Source organism: Promicromonospora sp. NPDC023805, assembly GCF_040639635.1.
Taxonomy (GTDB): Bacteria; Actinomycetota; Actinomycetes; order Actinomycetales; family Cellulomonadaceae; genus Promicromonospora.
Genome location: NZ_JBFAAH010000044.1, coordinates 1 through 16,985 on the forward strand (window position 1 = coordinate 1; position 16,985 = coordinate 16,985).

18 protein-coding genes are annotated in these 16,985 nt (G+C 69.4%); 10 read left to right on the forward strand and 8 right to left on the reverse strand.

The genetic code is table 11. The annotated features are described in order from the left end of the window. Positions 1-107: 107 nt before the first annotated feature. Positions 108-728, reverse strand: coding sequence for a DUF3043 domain-containing protein (locus AB0F70_RS26345; RefSeq protein WP_357455894.1), 621 nt, complete (start codon positions 726-728; stop codon positions 108-110). Positions 729-784: 56 nt separating this feature from the next. Between AB0F70_RS26345 and AB0F70_RS26350 the strand changes: the two genes are divergently transcribed. Next, a complete protein-coding gene (locus AB0F70_RS26350; RefSeq protein ID WP_357455897.1) occupies positions 785-2,164 on the forward strand; it encodes a dipeptidase in 1,380 nt (459 codons plus the stop codon). Between the two features lie 2 nt (positions 2,165-2,166). Here AB0F70_RS26350 and AB0F70_RS26355 read toward each other — a convergent pair whose 3' ends face one another. The 3 genes from AB0F70_RS26355 to nadA form a co-directional block, all read right to left on the reverse strand. Beyond that, complete coding sequence (locus tag AB0F70_RS26355; RefSeq protein WP_357455962.1) at positions 2,167-2,709, reverse strand: acyl-CoA thioesterase; 543 nt, start codon at positions 2,707-2,709, stop codon at positions 2,167-2,169. Between the two features lie 94 nt (positions 2,710-2,803). Continuing rightward, on the reverse strand, positions 2,804-3,397 hold the full coding sequence (locus AB0F70_RS26360) for a DJ-1/PfpI family protein (protein ID WP_357455900.1): 594 nt from the start codon (positions 3,395-3,397) through the stop codon (positions 2,804-2,806). Positions 3,398-3,423: 26 nt separating this feature from the next. Further along, the gene (nadA, locus tag AB0F70_RS26365) at positions 3,424-4,638 is read right to left on the reverse strand and encodes a quinolinate synthase NadA (RefSeq protein WP_357455965.1); all 1,215 of its coding nucleotides are present in this window, start codon (positions 4,636-4,638) and stop codon (positions 3,424-3,426) included. 49 nt (positions 4,639-4,687) lie between these two features. On the opposite strand from nadA, the gene AB0F70_RS26370 reads away from it, so the two are divergent. Continuing rightward, positions 4,688-5,278 carry a hypothetical protein gene (locus AB0F70_RS26370; RefSeq protein ID WP_357455903.1) on the forward strand — a complete coding sequence of 197 codons (591 nt, stop codon included), beginning with the start codon at positions 4,688-4,690 and terminating at the stop codon, positions 5,276-5,278. Positions 5,279-5,419: 141 nt separating this feature from the next. Continuing rightward, positions 5,420-5,773, forward strand: a complete 354-nt coding sequence (erpA, locus tag AB0F70_RS26375; protein WP_357455906.1) for an iron-sulfur cluster insertion protein ErpA — start codon at positions 5,420-5,422, stop codon at positions 5,771-5,773. A 123-nt stretch (positions 5,774-5,896) separates the two neighbouring features. Here the strand turns inward: erpA and AB0F70_RS26380 are convergent, their stop codons facing one another. Then, positions 5,897-6,145, reverse strand: a complete 249-nt coding sequence (locus AB0F70_RS26380) for a sulfurtransferase TusA family protein (protein ID WP_357455909.1) — start codon at positions 6,143-6,145, stop codon at positions 5,897-5,899. Further along, positions 6,145-7,287: an aminotransferase class V-fold PLP-dependent enzyme gene (locus AB0F70_RS26385; protein WP_357455912.1), complete on the reverse strand. Its 1,143-nt coding sequence runs from the start codon at positions 7,285-7,287 to the stop codon at positions 6,145-6,147. The genes AB0F70_RS26380 and AB0F70_RS26385 overlap by 1 nt, the downstream gene beginning before the upstream one ends. A 270-nt stretch (positions 7,288-7,557) precedes the next feature. Between AB0F70_RS26385 and coxB the strand changes: the two genes are divergently transcribed. From coxB to AB0F70_RS26400, 3 genes are read left to right on the forward strand one after another with little or no spacing between them, the layout of a single operon-like run. Next, positions 7,558-8,469, forward strand: a complete 912-nt coding sequence (coxB, locus tag AB0F70_RS26390) for a cytochrome c oxidase subunit II (protein ID WP_357455915.1) — start codon at positions 7,558-7,560, stop codon at positions 8,467-8,469. Next, entirely contained in the window at positions 8,469-10,289 is a 1,821-nt protein-coding gene (gene ctaD / locus AB0F70_RS26395; RefSeq protein ID WP_357455918.1) for a cytochrome c oxidase subunit I, read from the forward strand. Before coxB ends, ctaD begins: the two co-directional genes overlap by 1 nt. After that, the gene (locus AB0F70_RS26400) at positions 10,286-10,687 is read left to right on the forward strand and encodes a cytochrome c oxidase subunit 4 (RefSeq protein ID WP_357455921.1); all 402 of its coding nucleotides are present in this window, start codon (positions 10,286-10,288) and stop codon (positions 10,685-10,687) included. Before ctaD ends, AB0F70_RS26400 begins: the two co-directional genes overlap by 4 nt. A 109-nt stretch (positions 10,688-10,796) precedes the next feature. Here AB0F70_RS26400 and trpD read toward each other — a convergent pair whose 3' ends face one another. Together trpD and AB0F70_RS26410 are read right to left on the reverse strand one after the other, a co-directional pair. Continuing rightward, positions 10,797-11,852 (reverse strand): anthranilate phosphoribosyltransferase, encoded by a 1,056-nt coding sequence (trpD, locus tag AB0F70_RS26405; protein WP_357455924.1) that lies wholly within the window; start codon positions 11,850-11,852, stop codon positions 10,797-10,799. Beyond that, positions 11,849-12,334: a hypothetical protein gene (locus tag AB0F70_RS26410; RefSeq protein WP_357455927.1), complete on the reverse strand. Its 486-nt coding sequence runs from the start codon at positions 12,332-12,334 to the stop codon at positions 11,849-11,851. Before AB0F70_RS26410 ends, trpD begins: the two co-directional genes overlap by 4 nt. Positions 12,335-12,512: 178 nt before the next feature. Here AB0F70_RS26410 and AB0F70_RS26415 point away from each other — a divergent pair, with 178 nt between their 5' ends. The 4 genes from AB0F70_RS26415 (at position 12,513) to AB0F70_RS26430 (ending at position 16,827) form a co-directional block, all read left to right on the forward strand. Continuing rightward, positions 12,513-13,166 carry a heme-copper oxidase subunit III gene (locus tag AB0F70_RS26415; RefSeq protein ID WP_116676037.1) on the forward strand — a complete coding sequence of 218 codons (654 nt, stop codon included), beginning with the start codon at positions 12,513-12,515 and terminating at the stop codon, positions 13,164-13,166. Between the two features lie 105 nt (positions 13,167-13,271). Next, a complete protein-coding gene (locus tag AB0F70_RS26420; protein ID WP_357455931.1) occupies positions 13,272-14,051 on the forward strand; it encodes a c-type cytochrome in 780 nt (259 codons plus the stop codon). After that, positions 14,048-15,118 (forward strand): Rieske 2Fe-2S domain-containing protein, encoded by a 1,071-nt coding sequence (locus tag AB0F70_RS26425; RefSeq protein WP_357455934.1) that lies wholly within the window; start codon positions 14,048-14,050, stop codon positions 15,116-15,118. The genes AB0F70_RS26420 and AB0F70_RS26425 overlap by 4 nt, the downstream gene beginning before the upstream one ends. After that, positions 15,115-16,827, forward strand: coding sequence for a cytochrome bc complex cytochrome b subunit (locus tag AB0F70_RS26430; protein WP_357455937.1), 1,713 nt, complete (start codon positions 15,115-15,117; stop codon positions 16,825-16,827). Before AB0F70_RS26425 ends, AB0F70_RS26430 begins: the two co-directional genes overlap by 4 nt. Positions 16,828-16,985 lie beyond the last annotated feature (158 nt).

Sequence of the window (16,985 nt, forward strand, 5' to 3'; positions counted from 1 at the left end):
GTCCGCTCAGCGGCTACTGCTGCTCGGCGACCCGTACAGGTCACCCTGGTGACCTGTACGTCTGACACGTGCGGCGCCGTCTGACAACCACCGTCCGGCAAGCTGAGTTACTCCGGGTAGTTGCCGCGCTTCTTGCTCATCGGCTTCGGCAGCCGCGAACGGCGCAGCTGGTAGGCACGCGTGATCGTGTACATCAGGAGACCGCGCTGCACCTCGCCGAACTTCGCGGTCAGGCGCTTCTTCAGCGACCGCCACAGGAGCCACGCGTCGATGATCGTCAGGAACAGGAACCCGTAGAGGCCGAGCATCACGACGATGCTGAGCTGCGGGTACTGCGAGGTGAAGAACGTCGCGAACAGGAAGATGAACGCGACCGGCAGGAAGAACTCGCCGAGGTTCCAGCGCGCGTCCACGAAGTCGCGCACGTACCGGCGCACGGGGCCCTTGTCCTTGGCGGGCATGTACTTCTCGTCGCCGGTCTGCATCGCCTGGTAGGCGCGCTCGCGGTCGATGCGCGACTTCTCGCGCTGCGTCTTGCGTGCCGCCTTGCGGTCGTTCGGGACGAGGGGGCGCTTGTTCGCGGCCTGCGCGACGTTGCGCTTGGGGGTCGGACGCCCCTTCTTCGGGGCGTTGTCCGGCGTCGTCGCGGACGCGGGCGTCACGTCGTCGGGGGAGTCGCCCACGGGGGTCACGCCGTCGGGTGTCGGAGTCTTGCTGCGGGAGAACACCTCCCCAGCCTAATCGGTCGCGGCAGTGCCCCGCTGCGAGCCGTTAACGTGGGGCGGTGACTTCCGATACAACCGCGGCCCTCCGCGCCCGCGTCGCCGAGCTGTTCCCCGCCCTGCAGGCCGATCTCGAGGCGCTGGTGCGCATCCCGAGCGTCTCGGCAGCTGCGTTCGACCAGGCGCACGTCGCCGCGAGCGCCGCAGCGACCGAGCAGCTCCTGCGGGACGCCGGCCTGCCCGACGTCCAGATCCTGTCCGCGCCGCGGCCCGACGGGACGCCGGGCGCACCCGCGGTCGTCGCGCGCAGGCCGGCGCCCGAGGGCGCGCCGACCGTGCTCCTGTACGCGCACCACGACGTGCAGCCGCCGGGTGATCCCGCGACCTGGGACACCGCGCCGTTCGAGCCCACCCAGGTGGGCGAGCGGCTCTACGGCCGTGGCGCCGCCGACGACAAGGCGGGCATCATCGCTCACCTGGGCGCGCTGCGTGCGCTCGGCCTGCCCGAGGGCGCGGACCTGCCGGTCGGCGTCACGGTCTTCCTCGAGGGTGAGGAGGAGTCGGGGTCGCCGTCGTTCCGTGCGTTCCTCGAGACGCACCGCGAGCTGCTGGCGGCCGACGTCATAGTCGTCGCCGACTCCACGAACTGGAGCGTCGGCGTCCCAGCCCTCACGACGTCGCTGCGCGGTCTGGTCGACGGCGTGGTCGAGCTGAAGGTCCTCGAGCACGCCGTGCACTCCGGCATGTTCGGTGGTGCGGTGCTGGACGCCGTCACCCTGATGTCCCGCCTGGTGGCGACGTTCCACGACGAGGCGGGCGATGTGGCGATCGACGGCCTGGTCGCCGCGCCGGAGCCGGAGGTCGACTACTCCGAGGCCGCGTTCCGCGCGGACTCGTCGCTGCTCGACGGCGTCTCGCTCGCCGGGACCGGCACGGTCTCCGGGCGGCTGTGGGCCAAGCCCGCGCTGTCCGTGATCGGGATGGACGTGACGTCGGTCGCCGAGGCGTCGAACACGATTGCCCCGAGCTGCACGGCGAAGATCTCGCTGCGCCTCGCCCCGGGGCAGGACCCGGTGGCGGCCGACGCGGCGCTCGCCGAGCACGTGGCGAAGCATGCGCCGTTCGGCGCGCAGGTCACCTGGCGGACCGGTGAGCAGGGCAAGCCGTTCCTCGCGGCCGGCGACACGGCGGCGATGCGCGCGGCGCGCGCCGCGTTCGCCGAGGCGTGGGGCACGCCGCCGGTCGACGTCGGCGTGGGTGGGTCGATCCCGTTCATCGCGGACCTGCTCGAGGTCTTCCCGGACGCCGCGATCCTCGTGACCGGTGTCGAGGACCCGGACTCGCGGGCGCACGGCGCGAACGAGTCGGTGCACCTCGGCGAGCTGCAGAAGGTGGTCCTGGCGGAGGCCCTGCTGCTGACGAAGGTCGGCGAGGGGCTCTAGCTCTAGCCCTTGCTCATGGTCGAGGGCTCGCGCGGTGCGACATCCATCGCGCGGGCCCAGGCCGCGACGTCCTCGGGAAGCTCGGGGGAGGCGAGGTCCTGGCCCATGGCGTCCCGCACGACGTCGAGGGCCGAGATCCGGTTGCCCTTGCGGTCCAGGAACCGGCTGGCGACGATCCCGCGGGCGTACAGCTTGTCGTCCCGCGTGAACACCTGCTCCAGGTAGAACATGCGCTCGTCCCAGCCGATGATCCGCGTGGTGATCTCGAACCGCTCGAACGGCCGCAGGGACCGGCGGTACTTCATGGTCGACGCCGCGACCACCGGCGCCCAGCCCTTCTGGCGGGCGACCGGGAACATGCCGAGGTCGGCGATCTGGTTGTTCCGGGCCACGTCCATCATCTGCAGGTAGGTGCCGTTGTTGACGTGGAGGTTCGAGTCGAGGTCGAGCAGCCCGACGCGCATCCGGGTGACCGACGGGTCGAGCAGGGTCTGCCCGGGGCGGGCCTTGCGCGGGAAGAGTCCGGTCCGGGTGAGCTGGAACATGCGAGCCATGCGACGAAGGTTATACCGGGAACTGGCAGTATCAGGTACCGGTATTACCAGACGCCTCGTGCGGGCCCGCTGCGCACCTGTCCGGTCAGTCGGCCTGGTACTGGATCTCGCGCCGCACGGCCCAGGCGACGTCCGCCGACTCCAGCCGCTCGACCAGGTGCAGGGCCATGTCGATCCCCGCCGCGACGCCCGCGGAGGTGACCACGTCGCCGTCGTCCACGAACCGCGCCTCGGTGTCCACGAGGATGCTCGGGTCGAGCTCCGCGAGCTCGTCGTAGTAGTCGCGGTGCGTGGTGGCCGGCCGTCCTGAGAGCAGCCCCGCGGCCGCGAACGACAGCGCGCCCGTGCAGACGCTCGCCATGACCGGGGTCTGCTTGCGGATCTGGCGCAGCCATTCGAGGTGCCCGGCCTGGGCGATCAGTGGTCGGGTACCCAGGCCACCCGGGTAGATCAGCACGTGCAGCGGCCCGACGTCGTCCGCGCCGTGCGCCGGCAGGATCCGCAGGCCCTTCGCGAGGCGTACCCCGGAGCCGTCCCAGGAGAACGTGCTCACCGACGGCCGTAGCTCCTGCGAGTGGGAGCCCCACTCCGCGAACACCTCGAAGGGCCCGACGACGTCGAGCTCCTCCGCTCCGTCGAAGACGAAGATCCCGATGCGCAGCCCGCCGTTACCGGTCATGTGCTCGCTCCGTGTCAGATTCCGTGTCAGATTCCGGGGAGGGCCAGCATCTGGTCGAGCGCCACACGGGCCCAGTGGGCGTCGTCGGCGTCCACGACTATCCGGTTCACCATGCGTCCCTCCACTAGCGACTCCATCGCCCACACGAGGTGGGGCAGGTCTATGCGGTTCATGGTGGAGCAGAAGCACACCGTCGAGTCGAGGTAGTGCACGTTCTTGTCCGGGTGGGCCTTTGCGACCCGGCGCACCAGGTTCAGCTCGGTGCCGATCGCCCAGGACGAGCCGGGCTCGGCGGCCTCGAGCTGCTTGATGATGTACTCGGTGGAGCCCACGTAGTCGGCGGCCGTGACTACCTCGTTCTTGCACTCGGGGTGCACCATCACGTTGACGCCGGGGACCGCCGCGCGGATGTCGGTGACGTTCTGCACCGAGAAGCGGCCGTGCACCGAGCAGTGGCCGCGCCACAGGATCATCCGGGCGTCCCGCAGCTGCTGGTCGGTCAGCCCGCCGTTCGGCTTGCGCGGGTCGAAGACCACGCAGTCGTCCAGCGACATCCCGAGCGCGAGGACCGCGGTGTTGCGGCCCAGGTGCTGGTCGGGGAGGAACAGCACCTTGCCGGTGCCGTCGATCCCGCCCACCTGGTCGAACGCCCAGCGCAGCGCGACCTCGGCGTTGGACGACGTGCACACAGTGCCGTCGTGGCGGCCGGTGAACGCCTTGATGGCGGCCGACGAGTTCATGTAGGTGACGGGGATCGTCGAGTCCGCGATGCCGACGTCCTGCAGCACCGCCCACGACTCCTCGACCTGGCCGATCGCCGCCATGTCCGCCATGGAGCAGCCGGCCGCGAGGTCGGGCAGCACTACCTGCTGCTGGTCCGAGGTGAGGATGTCCGCGCTCTCGGCCATGAAGTGCACCCCGCAGAACAGGATGAACTCCGCCTCGGGGCGGGCAGCGGCCTCGCGCGCGAGCTTGAAGGAGTCGCCGGTGACGTCGGCGAAGTCGATCACCTCGTCGCGCTGGTAGTGGTGCCCGAGCACGAACGCCCGGCTGCCCAGGGCGGCGCGCGCCGCACGGGCCCGCTCGACGAGGTTCGGGTCGCTCGGTGCGGGCAGCTCGCCCACGCACTCCACGCCACGCTCGGAGGCCAGGTCACGGCCCTGGCCGAGCAGCAGCAGCGGGGACGGGGCAGGCTCGGAGAAACCGGGGTGTTCAGCCAGCAGGGTGCTCACGGTCACCATCATGACACGCGGTGGTGACAGCCAGACAGGACGGTGTCACGATGCGTCCGTGCACGTGCTGCTGCTTGCCGAGACCCTGCCCGACGCCGAGCGACTCGCCTCCGCGTGGCGCACCGCCGCGCCCCACGCCACCGCCACGGCCCGCGAGGTGCGGGTACCGGGCGCTGCCTCCTCGTCCGCCGGAGGGCCGGGGCCGAGCGGCCCGCAGGCCACCGGGCCTGGTCACGGCACGGGCGCCGGCGGCGGGGTCCTGCTGGCCGGCACGGCGATCCCGGTGGGGCGGCCGGACGCCGTCGGGCCGCTCGCCGTCGGGCCCGACCGGCCAGGCCCCAGCGCGCCCGGCCCCGCGCCGTCCGCCCTGCCCCGCGGCGAAGGCGCTGTCCTCGCGGAAGCGGCCGCACGGGCCGACGTGGTCGTGGCGTACGTCACGCGGCTCGACGGCGAGGGGCTGCACCGCGGGGTGGTGGTCGAGGCCGCGGCCGCCGCCGCCCCGCACGCCGTTCCCGTCGTCGTGATCACGGACCGCAGCGAGGTGAGCAGGCGCGAATGGTCGACGGCGGGCCTCAGCGGGGTGCACGAGGCGGCCGACGGAGACGTCACCCGCATCGCCAGGACCTGGACGCCGGGCTGGGCGCGCTGACCGCCGGACGGTGATGGGCGTGGCCGGTCCGTGGGCGTACGATCTGAGAACAGACCGGCGACGGGAACAGACGGACGGCCCGATGGGTTGGCACCGCTGAGACATCGACTACCGGTATGTCGAACACGATCGGGAGATGACATGACCGACACGACCACGGACATCGGGACCCACGGCGTCGCCGTCACCGACGTCGCCGCGGGCAAGGTCCGTAGCCTGCTCGAGCAGGAGGGCCGCGACGACCTGCGCCTCCGTGTGGCGGTGCAGCCTGGCGGCTGTTCCGGGCTGATCTATCAGCTCTACTTCGACGAGCGTGTGCTCGAGGGGGACGCGCTGCGCGACTACGACGGCGTCGAGGTCGTCGTGGACAAGATGAGCGTGCCGTACCTCGAGGGCGCCACCATCGACTTCAAGGACACCATCGAGCAGCAGGGCTTCACGATCGACAACCCGAACGCAGGCAGCGCGTGCGCCTGTGGCGGGTCGTTCTCCTGATCTGAGCTCTGCGTCGGCAACACGTCGCACGAGAGCGGGCCGGTCACCTTCACGGTGACCGGCCCCTTCTCGTTCTCGTCCAGCTCGTTCCAGGGCAGGTCGTTCCGGGTCAGGCCGTTCCGGTCAGGTCAGGCGGACCGTGACGGACCAGCCGGTCCAGTCGCTCCCGCCGGAATCAGTCACGTGCTCGTGGGTCGCCACGTGCTCGTGCCCGCGCATGCGGCACCACGCGGGCACGTCCAGCTTCGCGGCGGGATCGGTCGACAGGACGGTCAGCTCGGTGCCCGCCGGCAGCCCCTTCGCGGCGGCCGCCAGCCGGATCACCGGTATCGGGCAGCGCAGCCCCCTCGCGTCCACCAGCGTGCCGGTCATCAGAGGCCGCCCACGCCGAGCATCTCCCGCACGCGAGCCACCGCTCCGGGCAGCACCGCGCAGAAGCGGTCCACCTCGTCGGCGGTAGTGGTGCGGTCCAGGGCGATTCGCACGTTCCCGTGCGTGAGCACGCCCATCGCCGCCAGCACGTGCGAGGGCTCCAGCGTGCTCGAGGTGCACGCCGAACCGGAGCCGACGGCGAACCCGTGCCGGTCCAGCTCCGTCACGAGCGCCTCGCCGTCCACGTAGAGGAACGAGAAGGTCGCGACGTGGGGGAGCCGGCCGTCCGGATCGCCCACCACCTCGACGTCGGGGATGCGGGACACCTCTGCCCGCAGCCGCTCGACGAGCTGCCGGCGCCTCGTCTCCTGCGCTGCCCGGTCCGCCTCGACCGCCTGCAGCGCCACCGCGGCGGCGAACGCGAGCGGCACGCTGACGCCGCCAGGCGCCCAGGGATCCTCGTCCTCCGGTCCCACGGGCGCGGTACGGACCCGCTGCCGGACGGCGAGCACCCCGACCCCGGCGGGCCCGCCCCAGTCGGCGGGATCGGCGGCCAGGAGGTCCCAGGCCCCCGGTACCGCCACGTGCCCGACGCTCGCACCCGCGTCGACCAGGAGCGGGACGCCGGCCGCGCGGGCGGCGTCGTGCACCGCCTCGACGGGCTGGACGGTGCCCACCTCGCCGTTCGCGTGCTGCAGCGCGGCCAGCGCGACGCCCGGCGCCCGGACCGCGGAGATCATCGCGTCGGCGTCCACCCGTCCGAGCCGGTCGACCGGGACGGGGGAGTTTGCGTGCGCGGCTGCCTGCAGCAGCGCCGACCGTTCGACGGCGCTGGTCACGATCGCGGTGCCGGCACGTCGTCGACCAGCGGCCCCTGACGCGACGGCCGTGTGCAGCGAGGCCGTGTGGCTCGGCGTGAAGTGGACCTCCTGGGTCCGTGCGCCCAGCACCGCTGCGACCGCCTCGCGGGCGCCGTCGAGGAGACGGGCGGCGCGGCGGCCCTCGGCGTGCAGCCGGCGCGGATCGGCCCACCCGTCGCCGAGCGCCTGCTCGAACGCCTGCCGGGCGAGCGGGTGCCACGGGGCACGACCGCCGTTGTCGAGATGCACCCGGTCGGGCGTACCGGGGGTGGCGTGGCTCACACGTCCTCCTGCTCCTGAGTCGTCCACCTGATCCTCGCACCCGCGCGGACCGGCCCGCCGCCACCATTGTTCTGACACGACTTGCGCGCATGTCCTGAACAGCCTGGATGGGCGCACCGGGTGCGGAGTGCGTCACGTCCCCCGGGCCCTCCTCGGGGCATCATCAGGCCCCGGAGCGCGCTAGGCTGCATCCCATCGAGGACGAAGGTTCTGCGTGGAGCTCGGGAGGAAACCGGTGCGACGCGCCGGACGAGACGTGAAAGGCCTCCCTTGCACTCGAAGGCACCTACCCGCACCCGTCGGGCCATCCTGCGTACGTCGGCTCTAGCCGTCGCTGTCGCAGTTGTGGCTACCGGCTGCGCAAGCGAATCCGTCCAGCGCGGATACCTGCCCGGCTACAGCGACGGGGAGGTGACTAACCAGACTGCGCGCATCACCGATCTTTGGGTGGGCTCGTGGATCGCTGCCCTACTGGTGGGCATCGTGACATGGGGCCTGATCCTGTGGTGCATCGCGGCGTACCGGAAGCGCAAGGAAGACCACCAGCTCCCGATACAGACGCGCTACCACCTGCCGCTCGAGCTCATGTACACGGCCGTGCCGCTGATCATGGTGCTCGTGCTGTTCTGGTACACCGACCGGGACGTGACCGAGATCAACAGGGTCGACGGCACCGCGACCGAGCACATCCAGGTCATCGGCAAGCAGTGGAGCTGGGACTTCAACTACCTCGACGCCGATGTCTACGACTACGGCGAGCACGAGGCGGACCCCGGCAGCGTCACCAAGGACGACGAGCTCGACGGTGCCATCGGCACCTCGAAGTCGTTCCCGACGCTTTACCTGCCGGTCAACGAGACGGTGGAGTTCACGCTCGACTCGCGCGACGTCATCCACTCGTTCTGGATCCCCGCGTTCCTGTACAAGCAGGACATGATCCCGCAGCGGACCAACAAGTTCCAGGTCACGCCGACCCGTGAGGGCACCTACGCCGGCAAGTGCGCGGAGCTCTGCGGTGAGTTCCACTCCGGCATGCTCTTCAACGTGAAGGTCGTCTCGGCGGAGGAGTACGACGCCCACATGGCGGAGCTCGCGGCCAAGGGCCAGACCGGCGCACTGGGCATGGACCTCGCCCGTACGCAGGGTCCCGTCGATACCGAGGAACCGGAGGCTGAGCACTGATGGCCGCAGCAACCACGACCGAGCTGATCCCGGGCCTGGCGCCCGGACGACAGACGCTCGGCCGGACCGTCATCAAGTGGATCACCTCCACTGACCACAAGACGATCGGGTACCTCTACCTGATCTCGTCGTTCCTGTTCTTCTGCATCGGCGGCCTGATGGCCCTGCTGATCCGTGCGGAGCTCTTCGAGCCGGGTATCCAGCTCGTGCAGAGCAAGGAGCAGTACAACCAGCTGTTCACGATGCACGGCACCGTCATGCTGCTGCTGTTCGCCACCCCGCTCTTCGCGGGCTTCGCGAACGTGATCATGCCGCTCCAGATCGGTGCGCCCGACGTCGCGTTCCCCCGCCTGAACATGTTCGCCTACTGGCTGTACCTGTTCGGCGGCCTCATCACGGTGGCCGGGTTCCTGACCCCGCAGGGTGCCGCGTCGTTCGGCTGGTTCGCCTACGCGCCGTTGTCGACGACTACCTACAGTCCGGGCCTAGGTGGTGACCTCTGGGTCTTTGGTCTAGCGCTGGCCGGTTTCGGCACGATCCTCGGTGCGGTCAACTTCATCACCACGATCATCACGATGCGCGCGCCGGGCATGACCATGTTCCGGATGCCGATCTTCACGTGGAACACGCTGATCACCAGCCTCCTCGTGCTGATGGCGTTCCCGCCCCTGGCGGCCGCCCTGTTCGCGCTCGGCGCGGACCGTCGCCTCGGCGCGCAGATCTTCAACCCGGAGAACGGCGGCGCCATCCTCTGGCAGCACCTGTTCTGGTTCTTCGGGCACCCCGAGGTGTACATCATCGCGCTGCCGTTCTTCGGCATCGTGTCCGAGATCCTGCCGGTGTTCAGCCGCAAGCCGATCTTCGGCTACAACGGTCTCGTGTACGCGACCATCGCCATCGCCGCGCTGTCGGTGACGGTCTGGGCGCACCACATGTACGTGACCGGCGCCGTCATGCTGCCGTTCTTCGCCTTCATGACGATGCTCATCGCGGTGCCTACCGGTGTGAAGTTCTTCAACTGGATAGGCACGTTGTGGCGAGGGAAGCTCACCTTCGAGACGCCGATGCTCTGGTCCATCGGCTTCCTCGTGACGTTCCTCTTCGGCGGCCTGACGGGCATCATCCTGTCGAGCCCCGCCCTGGACTTCCAGCTGTCCGACTCGTACTTCGTGGTGGCGCACTTCCACTACGTGGTGTTCGGCACCGTGGTGTTCGCGATGTTCGCCGGCTTCTACTTCTGGTGGCCGAAGATGACCGGCCGCATGCTGTCGGAGCGCCTGGGCAAGTGGCACTTCTGGCTGCTGTTCATCGGCTTCCACACCACGTTCCTCATCCAGCACTGGCTGGGTGTCGAGGGCATGCCGCGTCGGTACGCGGACTACATGCCCCAGGAGGGCTTCACCTGGGAGAACCAGGTGTCCACGATCGGCGCGTTCATCCTCGCCGCGTCGACCCTGCCGTTCCTCTGGAACGTGTACGTCACCTGGCGCAAGGCGCCCAAGGTCACGGTCGACGACCCGTGGGGCTACGGCCGCTCCCTGGAGTGGGCCACGTCCTGCCCGCCGCCCCGGCACAACTTCGCGTCGCTCCCGCGCATCCGCTCGGAGTCGCCGGCGTTCGACCTGCACCACCCTGAGGTCGTCGCGATGGAGCACCCGGACTACGCCCGCGACCGTGGGGTGCTCGAGAACATCTACGGCGAGGCCGACCGGCGCGGTCAGGAAACTCAGGCCCAGCAGCGCGCGGCCGGCGACGGCGGCGAGTCGGGCCAGAGCAGCACGACGATCGTGGACACGCCGGACGAGGGGACCAGCAAGTGAAGATCGAGAGCAGGCTGTTCCTCTGGGGCACGCCATTCTTCGTCCTGGCCGGTGTGGTCTACGGCTTCATGACGGACTGGGCCGAGCCCGTCGGCTACCTGGGTATGCCGCTCGTCGGTGGCCTCGTGGCGATGATCGGCGCGTACCTGGCCCTGACGGCCCGGCGCATCGACGCTCGCCCCGAGGACGACCCGAACGGCAACATCGAGGACGCCGCTGGCGACCAGGGTGTCTACGCACCCTGGAGCTGGTGGCCGCTGGCGATCGCCAGCTCCGCCGCGATCTGCTTCCTCGGCCTGGCCGTGGGCTGGTGGGTGCTCTACATCGGCTTCTGCGTCGCGATCATCGCGCTCGTGGGCTGGGTCTTCGAGTACTCGCGCGGTATCCACTCGCACTGAGCCCCTTCTGCCGAGGTAGAACTGCAGCGAGGTAGAACCTGAGCGCAATGCTCGTGTTCTACCTCGCGGCAGTTCTGTCTCGCCAAGGTTCTACCTCGGCGGGGCTCGGTCAGCGACTGGCGGCTATCCAGCGTTCCAGCGTGGCCTGCGCCGCTCGGGAGTCCACGGCCTCGGCAGCGAGGCCGATCCCGGCGGTGAGCCGCTCGACGAGCGTCCCCGAGTCGGCTCCGGTGCCCGGCAGGGTGCCGTCGGCGACGAGGCCGGAGGCCGCATTGAGCAGCACGGTCTCGCGAACCGGCCCGTCCTCTCCGGCGAAGACGGCTCGGGCGACCGCCGCGTTGTAGGCGGCGTCCTGCCCGCGCAGGTCCTCGACCTTGATACGGGTGAGCCCCAGGTCGGCGACGGGATCGAGCCGGTGCTCAGTGACCGCGCCGTCGGCCACCTCCCACACGGTGGAGCCGGCGGTGGCCGCGAGCTCGTCCAGGCCCTCGTCGCCGCGGAACACCAGCGCGGACTTGCCGCGCTCCGCGAACACGCCCGCCATCAGCGGGGCCATCCGCGCGTCGGCGCAGCCGACGGCGGCCGCGCGCGGCTGGGCCGGGTTGGTGAGCGGGCCCAGGAAGTTGAAGGCCGTCGGCACGCCGAGCTCCCTGCGGGTGACTCCCGCGTGGCGCATCGACGGGTGGAACACCATCGCGAAGCAGAAGGTGATGCCCGCCTCGCGCGCGATCCGCGCCACGCGCTCGGGGGTGTGGTCCAGCCGGATGCCGAGCTTCTCCAGCACGTCCGCGCTGCCCGACGACGACGAGGCCGCCCGGTTGCCGTGCTTCACCACGCGGAGGCCGGTGCCCGCGATGACCACCGACGCCATAGTGGAGATGTTCACGGTGTGCGCGCGGTCGCCGCCCGTGCCGACGATGTCCACCGAAGGGCCGGGCACGTCGATCCGGGTCGCGTGCCGGACCATGGACTCGGTCAGGCCGGCGAGCTCCTCGACGGTCTCGCCCTTGGCGCGCAGCGCCACGAGGAAGCCGCCGAGCTGGACGGGGGAGACCTCGCCGGTCATCACCTGGTCCATCGCCCACGCGGCTTCGGCCTGGCTCAGGTCGGTGCCGGTGATGAGCCCGGACAGCAGGCCGGACCAGGTGGGTGCCTCGAGGTTCACGCGGTACCCGCCCCGGAGACCGCAAGGAGCTTCGCCACTGCCTCCTGGACCTTGATGGCGTCGAGCGGGCGGGACACCACGCCGTCGGCCAGGGACCACGAGGCCAGCCAGCTGTCCGCGGGCCGGCCAGTGAGGATGAGTACCGGAGGGCACTCGTAGATCTCGTTCTTGAGCTGGCGGCACAGCCCCATGCCGCCGGTCTGGTCGGCCTCACCGTCGAGGACGAGCAGGTCCCACGTCTCGTTGTCAGCCTTGTCCACCACCGCGGCGGGGGTGGCGATCTCCACCCACTCGATGTCGGGCGAGCCCGCGTGCAGGCGCGGTCCGACGGCGAGTCGGACCTGCTCACGCACGGAGCGGTCGTCGCTGTACAGGAGGACTCGCGGGCTGGACGTCGCCCCGCCGGACTTGATGCCGGATTCAATACCGGATTCAGTACCGCTCGTACCTGCGCTGGTCACATCCGTCGTCATGCCGGTCATGCGTCGATCGTGGCACAGTCCCCGCCGTCGCGGCAGATTTGTCCGTGCTCTTTTCATGGCACTCTGTGGAATCGCGTCAGCAAGAGACGCCGCAGGTAGGGCGTTGGAAGGACTTTGTGAGATTCGACGCGAGCGTCCTTGGCTCTCCGTTGTTCGGGACGCTCGAACGTCGGCCATAATGGCTGTCGTGTCGACCGCAACGGCTGCAGCCACCCCCACACACCAGCACGTGACAGTCAATCGTCCGAACCCGGTCTCGGTCGGGACGATCGTCTGGCTCGCTAGTGAGCTCATGTTCTTCGCAGCGCTCTTCGCGATGTACTTCACGGTCCGGCAGACCATGCCGGCCGAGGAGTGGGCGCTGCAGGCGGACAAGCTGAACATCACCTTCTCGACGATCAACACGATCGTCCTGGTGCTGTCCTCCTTCACCTGCCAGTGGGCGGTCTTCAAGGCAGAGCAGTTCAAGCCGTCGCGCTCCGGCAAGCTGTACCAGTTCTGGACGTGGGGCATGCACGAGTGGCTCACGATGACCTACGTGATGGGCGCCTTCTTCATCGGCGGTCAGATCTTCGAGTACACCGAGCTGGTCCACCAGGGCCTGACGATCTCGTCCAGCGCCTACGGCTCGGTCTTCTACATGACCACCGGCTTCCACGGCCTGCACGTGACCGGCGGCCTGATCGCCTTCCTCTTCGTGCTCGGCCGCTCCTTCGCCGCCAAGCGCTTCGGTCACCACGAGGCCACCACCACGATCGTCACGTCCTACTACTGGCACTTCGTCGACGTGGTGTGGATCGCGCTGTTCGCGGTGATCTACCTGCTGCAGTGACCTCGTAGCGCCTGCGCCCCGAGCGCGGGTGCGACGTGGCCACGTGCGGTGGCATAGGTTCAAGACAGAGAAGCTCAACACTCAAAGCGAGACGAGGACATTTTCGTGAAGGCACTCGCCGCCCGCAGGCACCACCGGTTGGCGCCGGTCGTGCTCCTGCTGCTGGCGCTGCTGACCACGGGTGGCATCTATGCCGCCCTGGCTCCGAGCACGGCTAACGCCGAGACCGTCAGCACCGCGGACATCGAGACCGGTAAGAAGCTGTTCCAGGCCAACTGCGCGACGTGCCACGGCGCGAACGCTGAGGGCAGGGACGGCGTGCCGTCCCTGGTGGGCGTCGGCGCCGCCGCCGTCGACTTCCAGGTGTCGACCGGTCGTATGCCGATGCAGATGAACGGCCCCCAGGCGCTGGAGAAGCCCGCGCAGTTCAACGAGGAGCAGACCGCGGCCCTTGCCGCTTACGTCGCCTCGATGGGTGCCGGTCCTGCGATCCCCACGGACCAGCAGGTCGACGCCGCGGAGGGTGACCCCTCCAACGGCATGGCCCTGTTCCGCACCAACTGCGCCATGTGCCACAACGCCGTGGGCGCCGGCGGCGCACTGTCGGAGGGCAAGTTCGCCCCCGCGCTGTGGGAGACGTCGGAGCGGAACATCTATCAGGCCATGCTCACCGGCCCGCAGTCGATGCCGGTGTTCAACGACGTGAACATCACGCCGGACGAGAAGCGCGACATCGTCTCGTTCCTCGTCGAGCAGCGGGAGGGTTCGGCGGGCGGTAACGCGCTCGGCGCTCTCGGGCCGGTGTCCGAGGGCCTCTGGGCCTTCGCGATCGGCCTCGGCCTGCTCATCGGCGCCGCTGTGTGGATCGGAGCCAAGTCCTCGTGAGCGACAACCAGAACCCCCCAGCCGACACGTCCAAGGACGTGACGGTCGCCCCTGAGGCAGGCACCGCAGTAGGGCCCGCCGACCGGTTCCCCGACCCGGGCGTCCCGGAGCACAAGCACCGCCTCACCGATACCGACCTGAGCGCGGCGAAGCGTGCGGAGCGGACCGTCACGATCCTCTTCGTGCTGTCGATCCTCGGCACCATCGGCTCGATCGTCGCCTACGTGATGGTCCCGCCGGACGGCACGACGGCGGGCGTCCGGCTGTCGACGCTGCTCATCGGCCTCGGCCTGGCTCTTTCGCTGCTCGGCATCGGCATCGCGGGCATCCACTGGGCCAAGGCGCTCATGGGTGACCGCGAGTTCGTCCAGGAGCGGCACACGCTCGCGACGCAGGGCGAGGACCGCGAGATCGCGATCAGGGACCTGAACGAGGGTCTCGAGGACTCGGGCGTCGTAGGTCGCCGCGGCGTGCTCAAGGGCGCGTTCTTCGGTGCACTGGCGCTGTTCCCGCTCGCCCTCGCGGTGCCGCTGATCGGCTCCGTGGGCGGCGACTGGAACATCTCCAAGTTCAAGCACACGATGTGGAAGAACGGCATGCGCCTCGCGATCGACCCCTCGGGTCGGCCGATCAAGGCCTCCGACGTCACCGTGGGCTCGGTCTTCCACGTGGTCCCGGAGACCACCGAGGAGTACCGCGGGACGCACGACTGGATCACTGAGAAGTCCAAGGCCGTCGTGCTGATGGTGCGCCTCAACCCGGAGGACCTCCGGACCGACCAGTCCCCTGAGGGCGAGACCTGGTCGCACGAGGGCATCGTCGCCTACTCGAAGATCTGCACGCACGTGGGCTGCCCGGTGGCGCTCTACGAGCAGCAGACCCACCACCTCCTGTGCCCGTGCCACCAGTCGACGTTCGACATCGCGGACAGCGCCAAGGTCGTCTTCGGCCCGGCCAACCGCCGGCTGCCGCAGCTGCCCATCACTGTCGACTCCGATGGCTACCTCATCGCGCAGGACGACTTCGCCGAGCCCATCGGCCCGAGCTTCTGGGAGCGTCTGAAGTGAGCACCGCGACCCACGACACCAAGCGCGAGGCACCGGCCAAGCCGACGACGACAGTCGGCAAGGCCGCTGACTACCTCGATCAGCGCACCTCCATCGGCATGGCCGTCAAGGAGTTCGCGCGCAAGGTCTTCCCGGACCACTGGTCCTTCATGCTCGGCGAGATCGCGCTGTTCTCGTTCGTCGTCCTGATCGCCTCGGGCTTCTTCCTGACGATGTTCTTCGAGCCCTCCATGGCGCTCGAGACCTACGAGGGCGAGCACCCGGCCAACATGCACGGGCAGCTCATGTCCGTCGCGTTCGCCTCGACGCTCGACATGTCGTTCGAGGTGCGTGGCGGTCTGCTGATGCGGCAGATCCACCACTGGTCGGCCCTGATCTTCATGGCCTCGATCGTGGTGCACATGATGCGCGTGTTCTTCACCGGCGCGTTCCGCAAGCCGCGTGAGATCAACTGGATCGTCGGCATCATCCTGATGATCCTGGGCCTGGCAGCCGGCTTCACCGGCTACTCGCTGCCCGACGACGTGCTGAGCGGCAACGGTCTGCGCATCACCGACGGCGTGATCAAGTCGATCCCGCTGATCGGCTCGCCCCTGTCGTACTTCGTCTTCGGCGGCGAGTTCCCGGGCCACCACATCGTGCCCCGCCTGTTCACGCTCCACATCTTCGTGGTCCCCGGCATCCTGCTGGCCCTCATCGCGCTGCACCTCTTCCTGATGGTGCTGCAGAAGCACACCCAGTACCCCGGTGGCGGCCGTACCGACAAGAACGTGGTCGGCTACCCGGCGCTCCCGGTGTACGTGGCCAAGATGACCGGCAACTTCTTCATCGTCGCCGGCGTGCTGGTGCTCATGGGCGCCACGATGTCGATCAACAACGTCTGGAACTACGGACCGTTCGACCCGTCGCCGGTGTCCGCCGGCGCGCAGCCGGACTGGTACATGCTGTTCCTCGAGGGTTCGCTGCGGCTGATGCCGGGCCAGGGCACGGAGTGGGTCATCTTCGGATACACGCTCCCGCTCAACGTCCTGGTCCCCGCGGTGGTCATCCCGGGCATCCTGTTCACGTTCCTGATCGTCTACCCGTTCCTCGAGGCGCGGGTCACGCAGGACGACAAGGAGCACCACGTCCTCGACCGCCCGCGCAACAAGCCGGCGCGGACCGCGCTCGGGGTCGCGTTCCTCGCGGCGTTCATCATCCTGGCCCTGGCCGGGTCGAACGACCTCATCGCCACGCACTTCGGGCTGTCGATCAACGCGATCACGTGGGTCTTCCGCTTCCTGCTCTTCCTCGGGCCGGTGTTCGCGTACTGGATCACCAAGCGCATCTGCCTGGGGCTGCAGCGCAAGGACCGCGAGCTCGTGCTGCACGGCCACGAGTCGGGCCGCATCGTCCGCTTCGCGAACGGTGAGTACATCGAGGTCCACACTCCGCTCAACGAGCAGGAGCGCTGGCTGCGGGTCAACTACGAGGCGCCGGCTCCGCTGGAGATCGCCCCGAAGACCGACGCGCGTGGTGTGAAGCGCAAGGGCTACGGCTCCGACAAGCGTTGGCAGGGTCTGTCCCGGTTCTTCTACGAGGACCGCGTCGCACCTGTCAGCCCGGCGGAGGTCGAGGCCGCGCACTCGCACGGCGAGCACGACGAGCTGACCGGATCCGAGCGCCAGGCCGTCGAGGCCGGCGCAGGAACCACCTCGCGGGAGCACTGAGCGACCTGCGACACCAAGCGATGGCCTGTGCCTCCCGGTCCGCGAATGCGGCCGGGGACACAGGCCATTGCCGTCCCGGCGGGCACCACACAGGCGCACGACCGAGGCGGCGTCTTCCCCTGCGCACCGTCCGGTGTGCGGACCGATCCTGGAGGTAC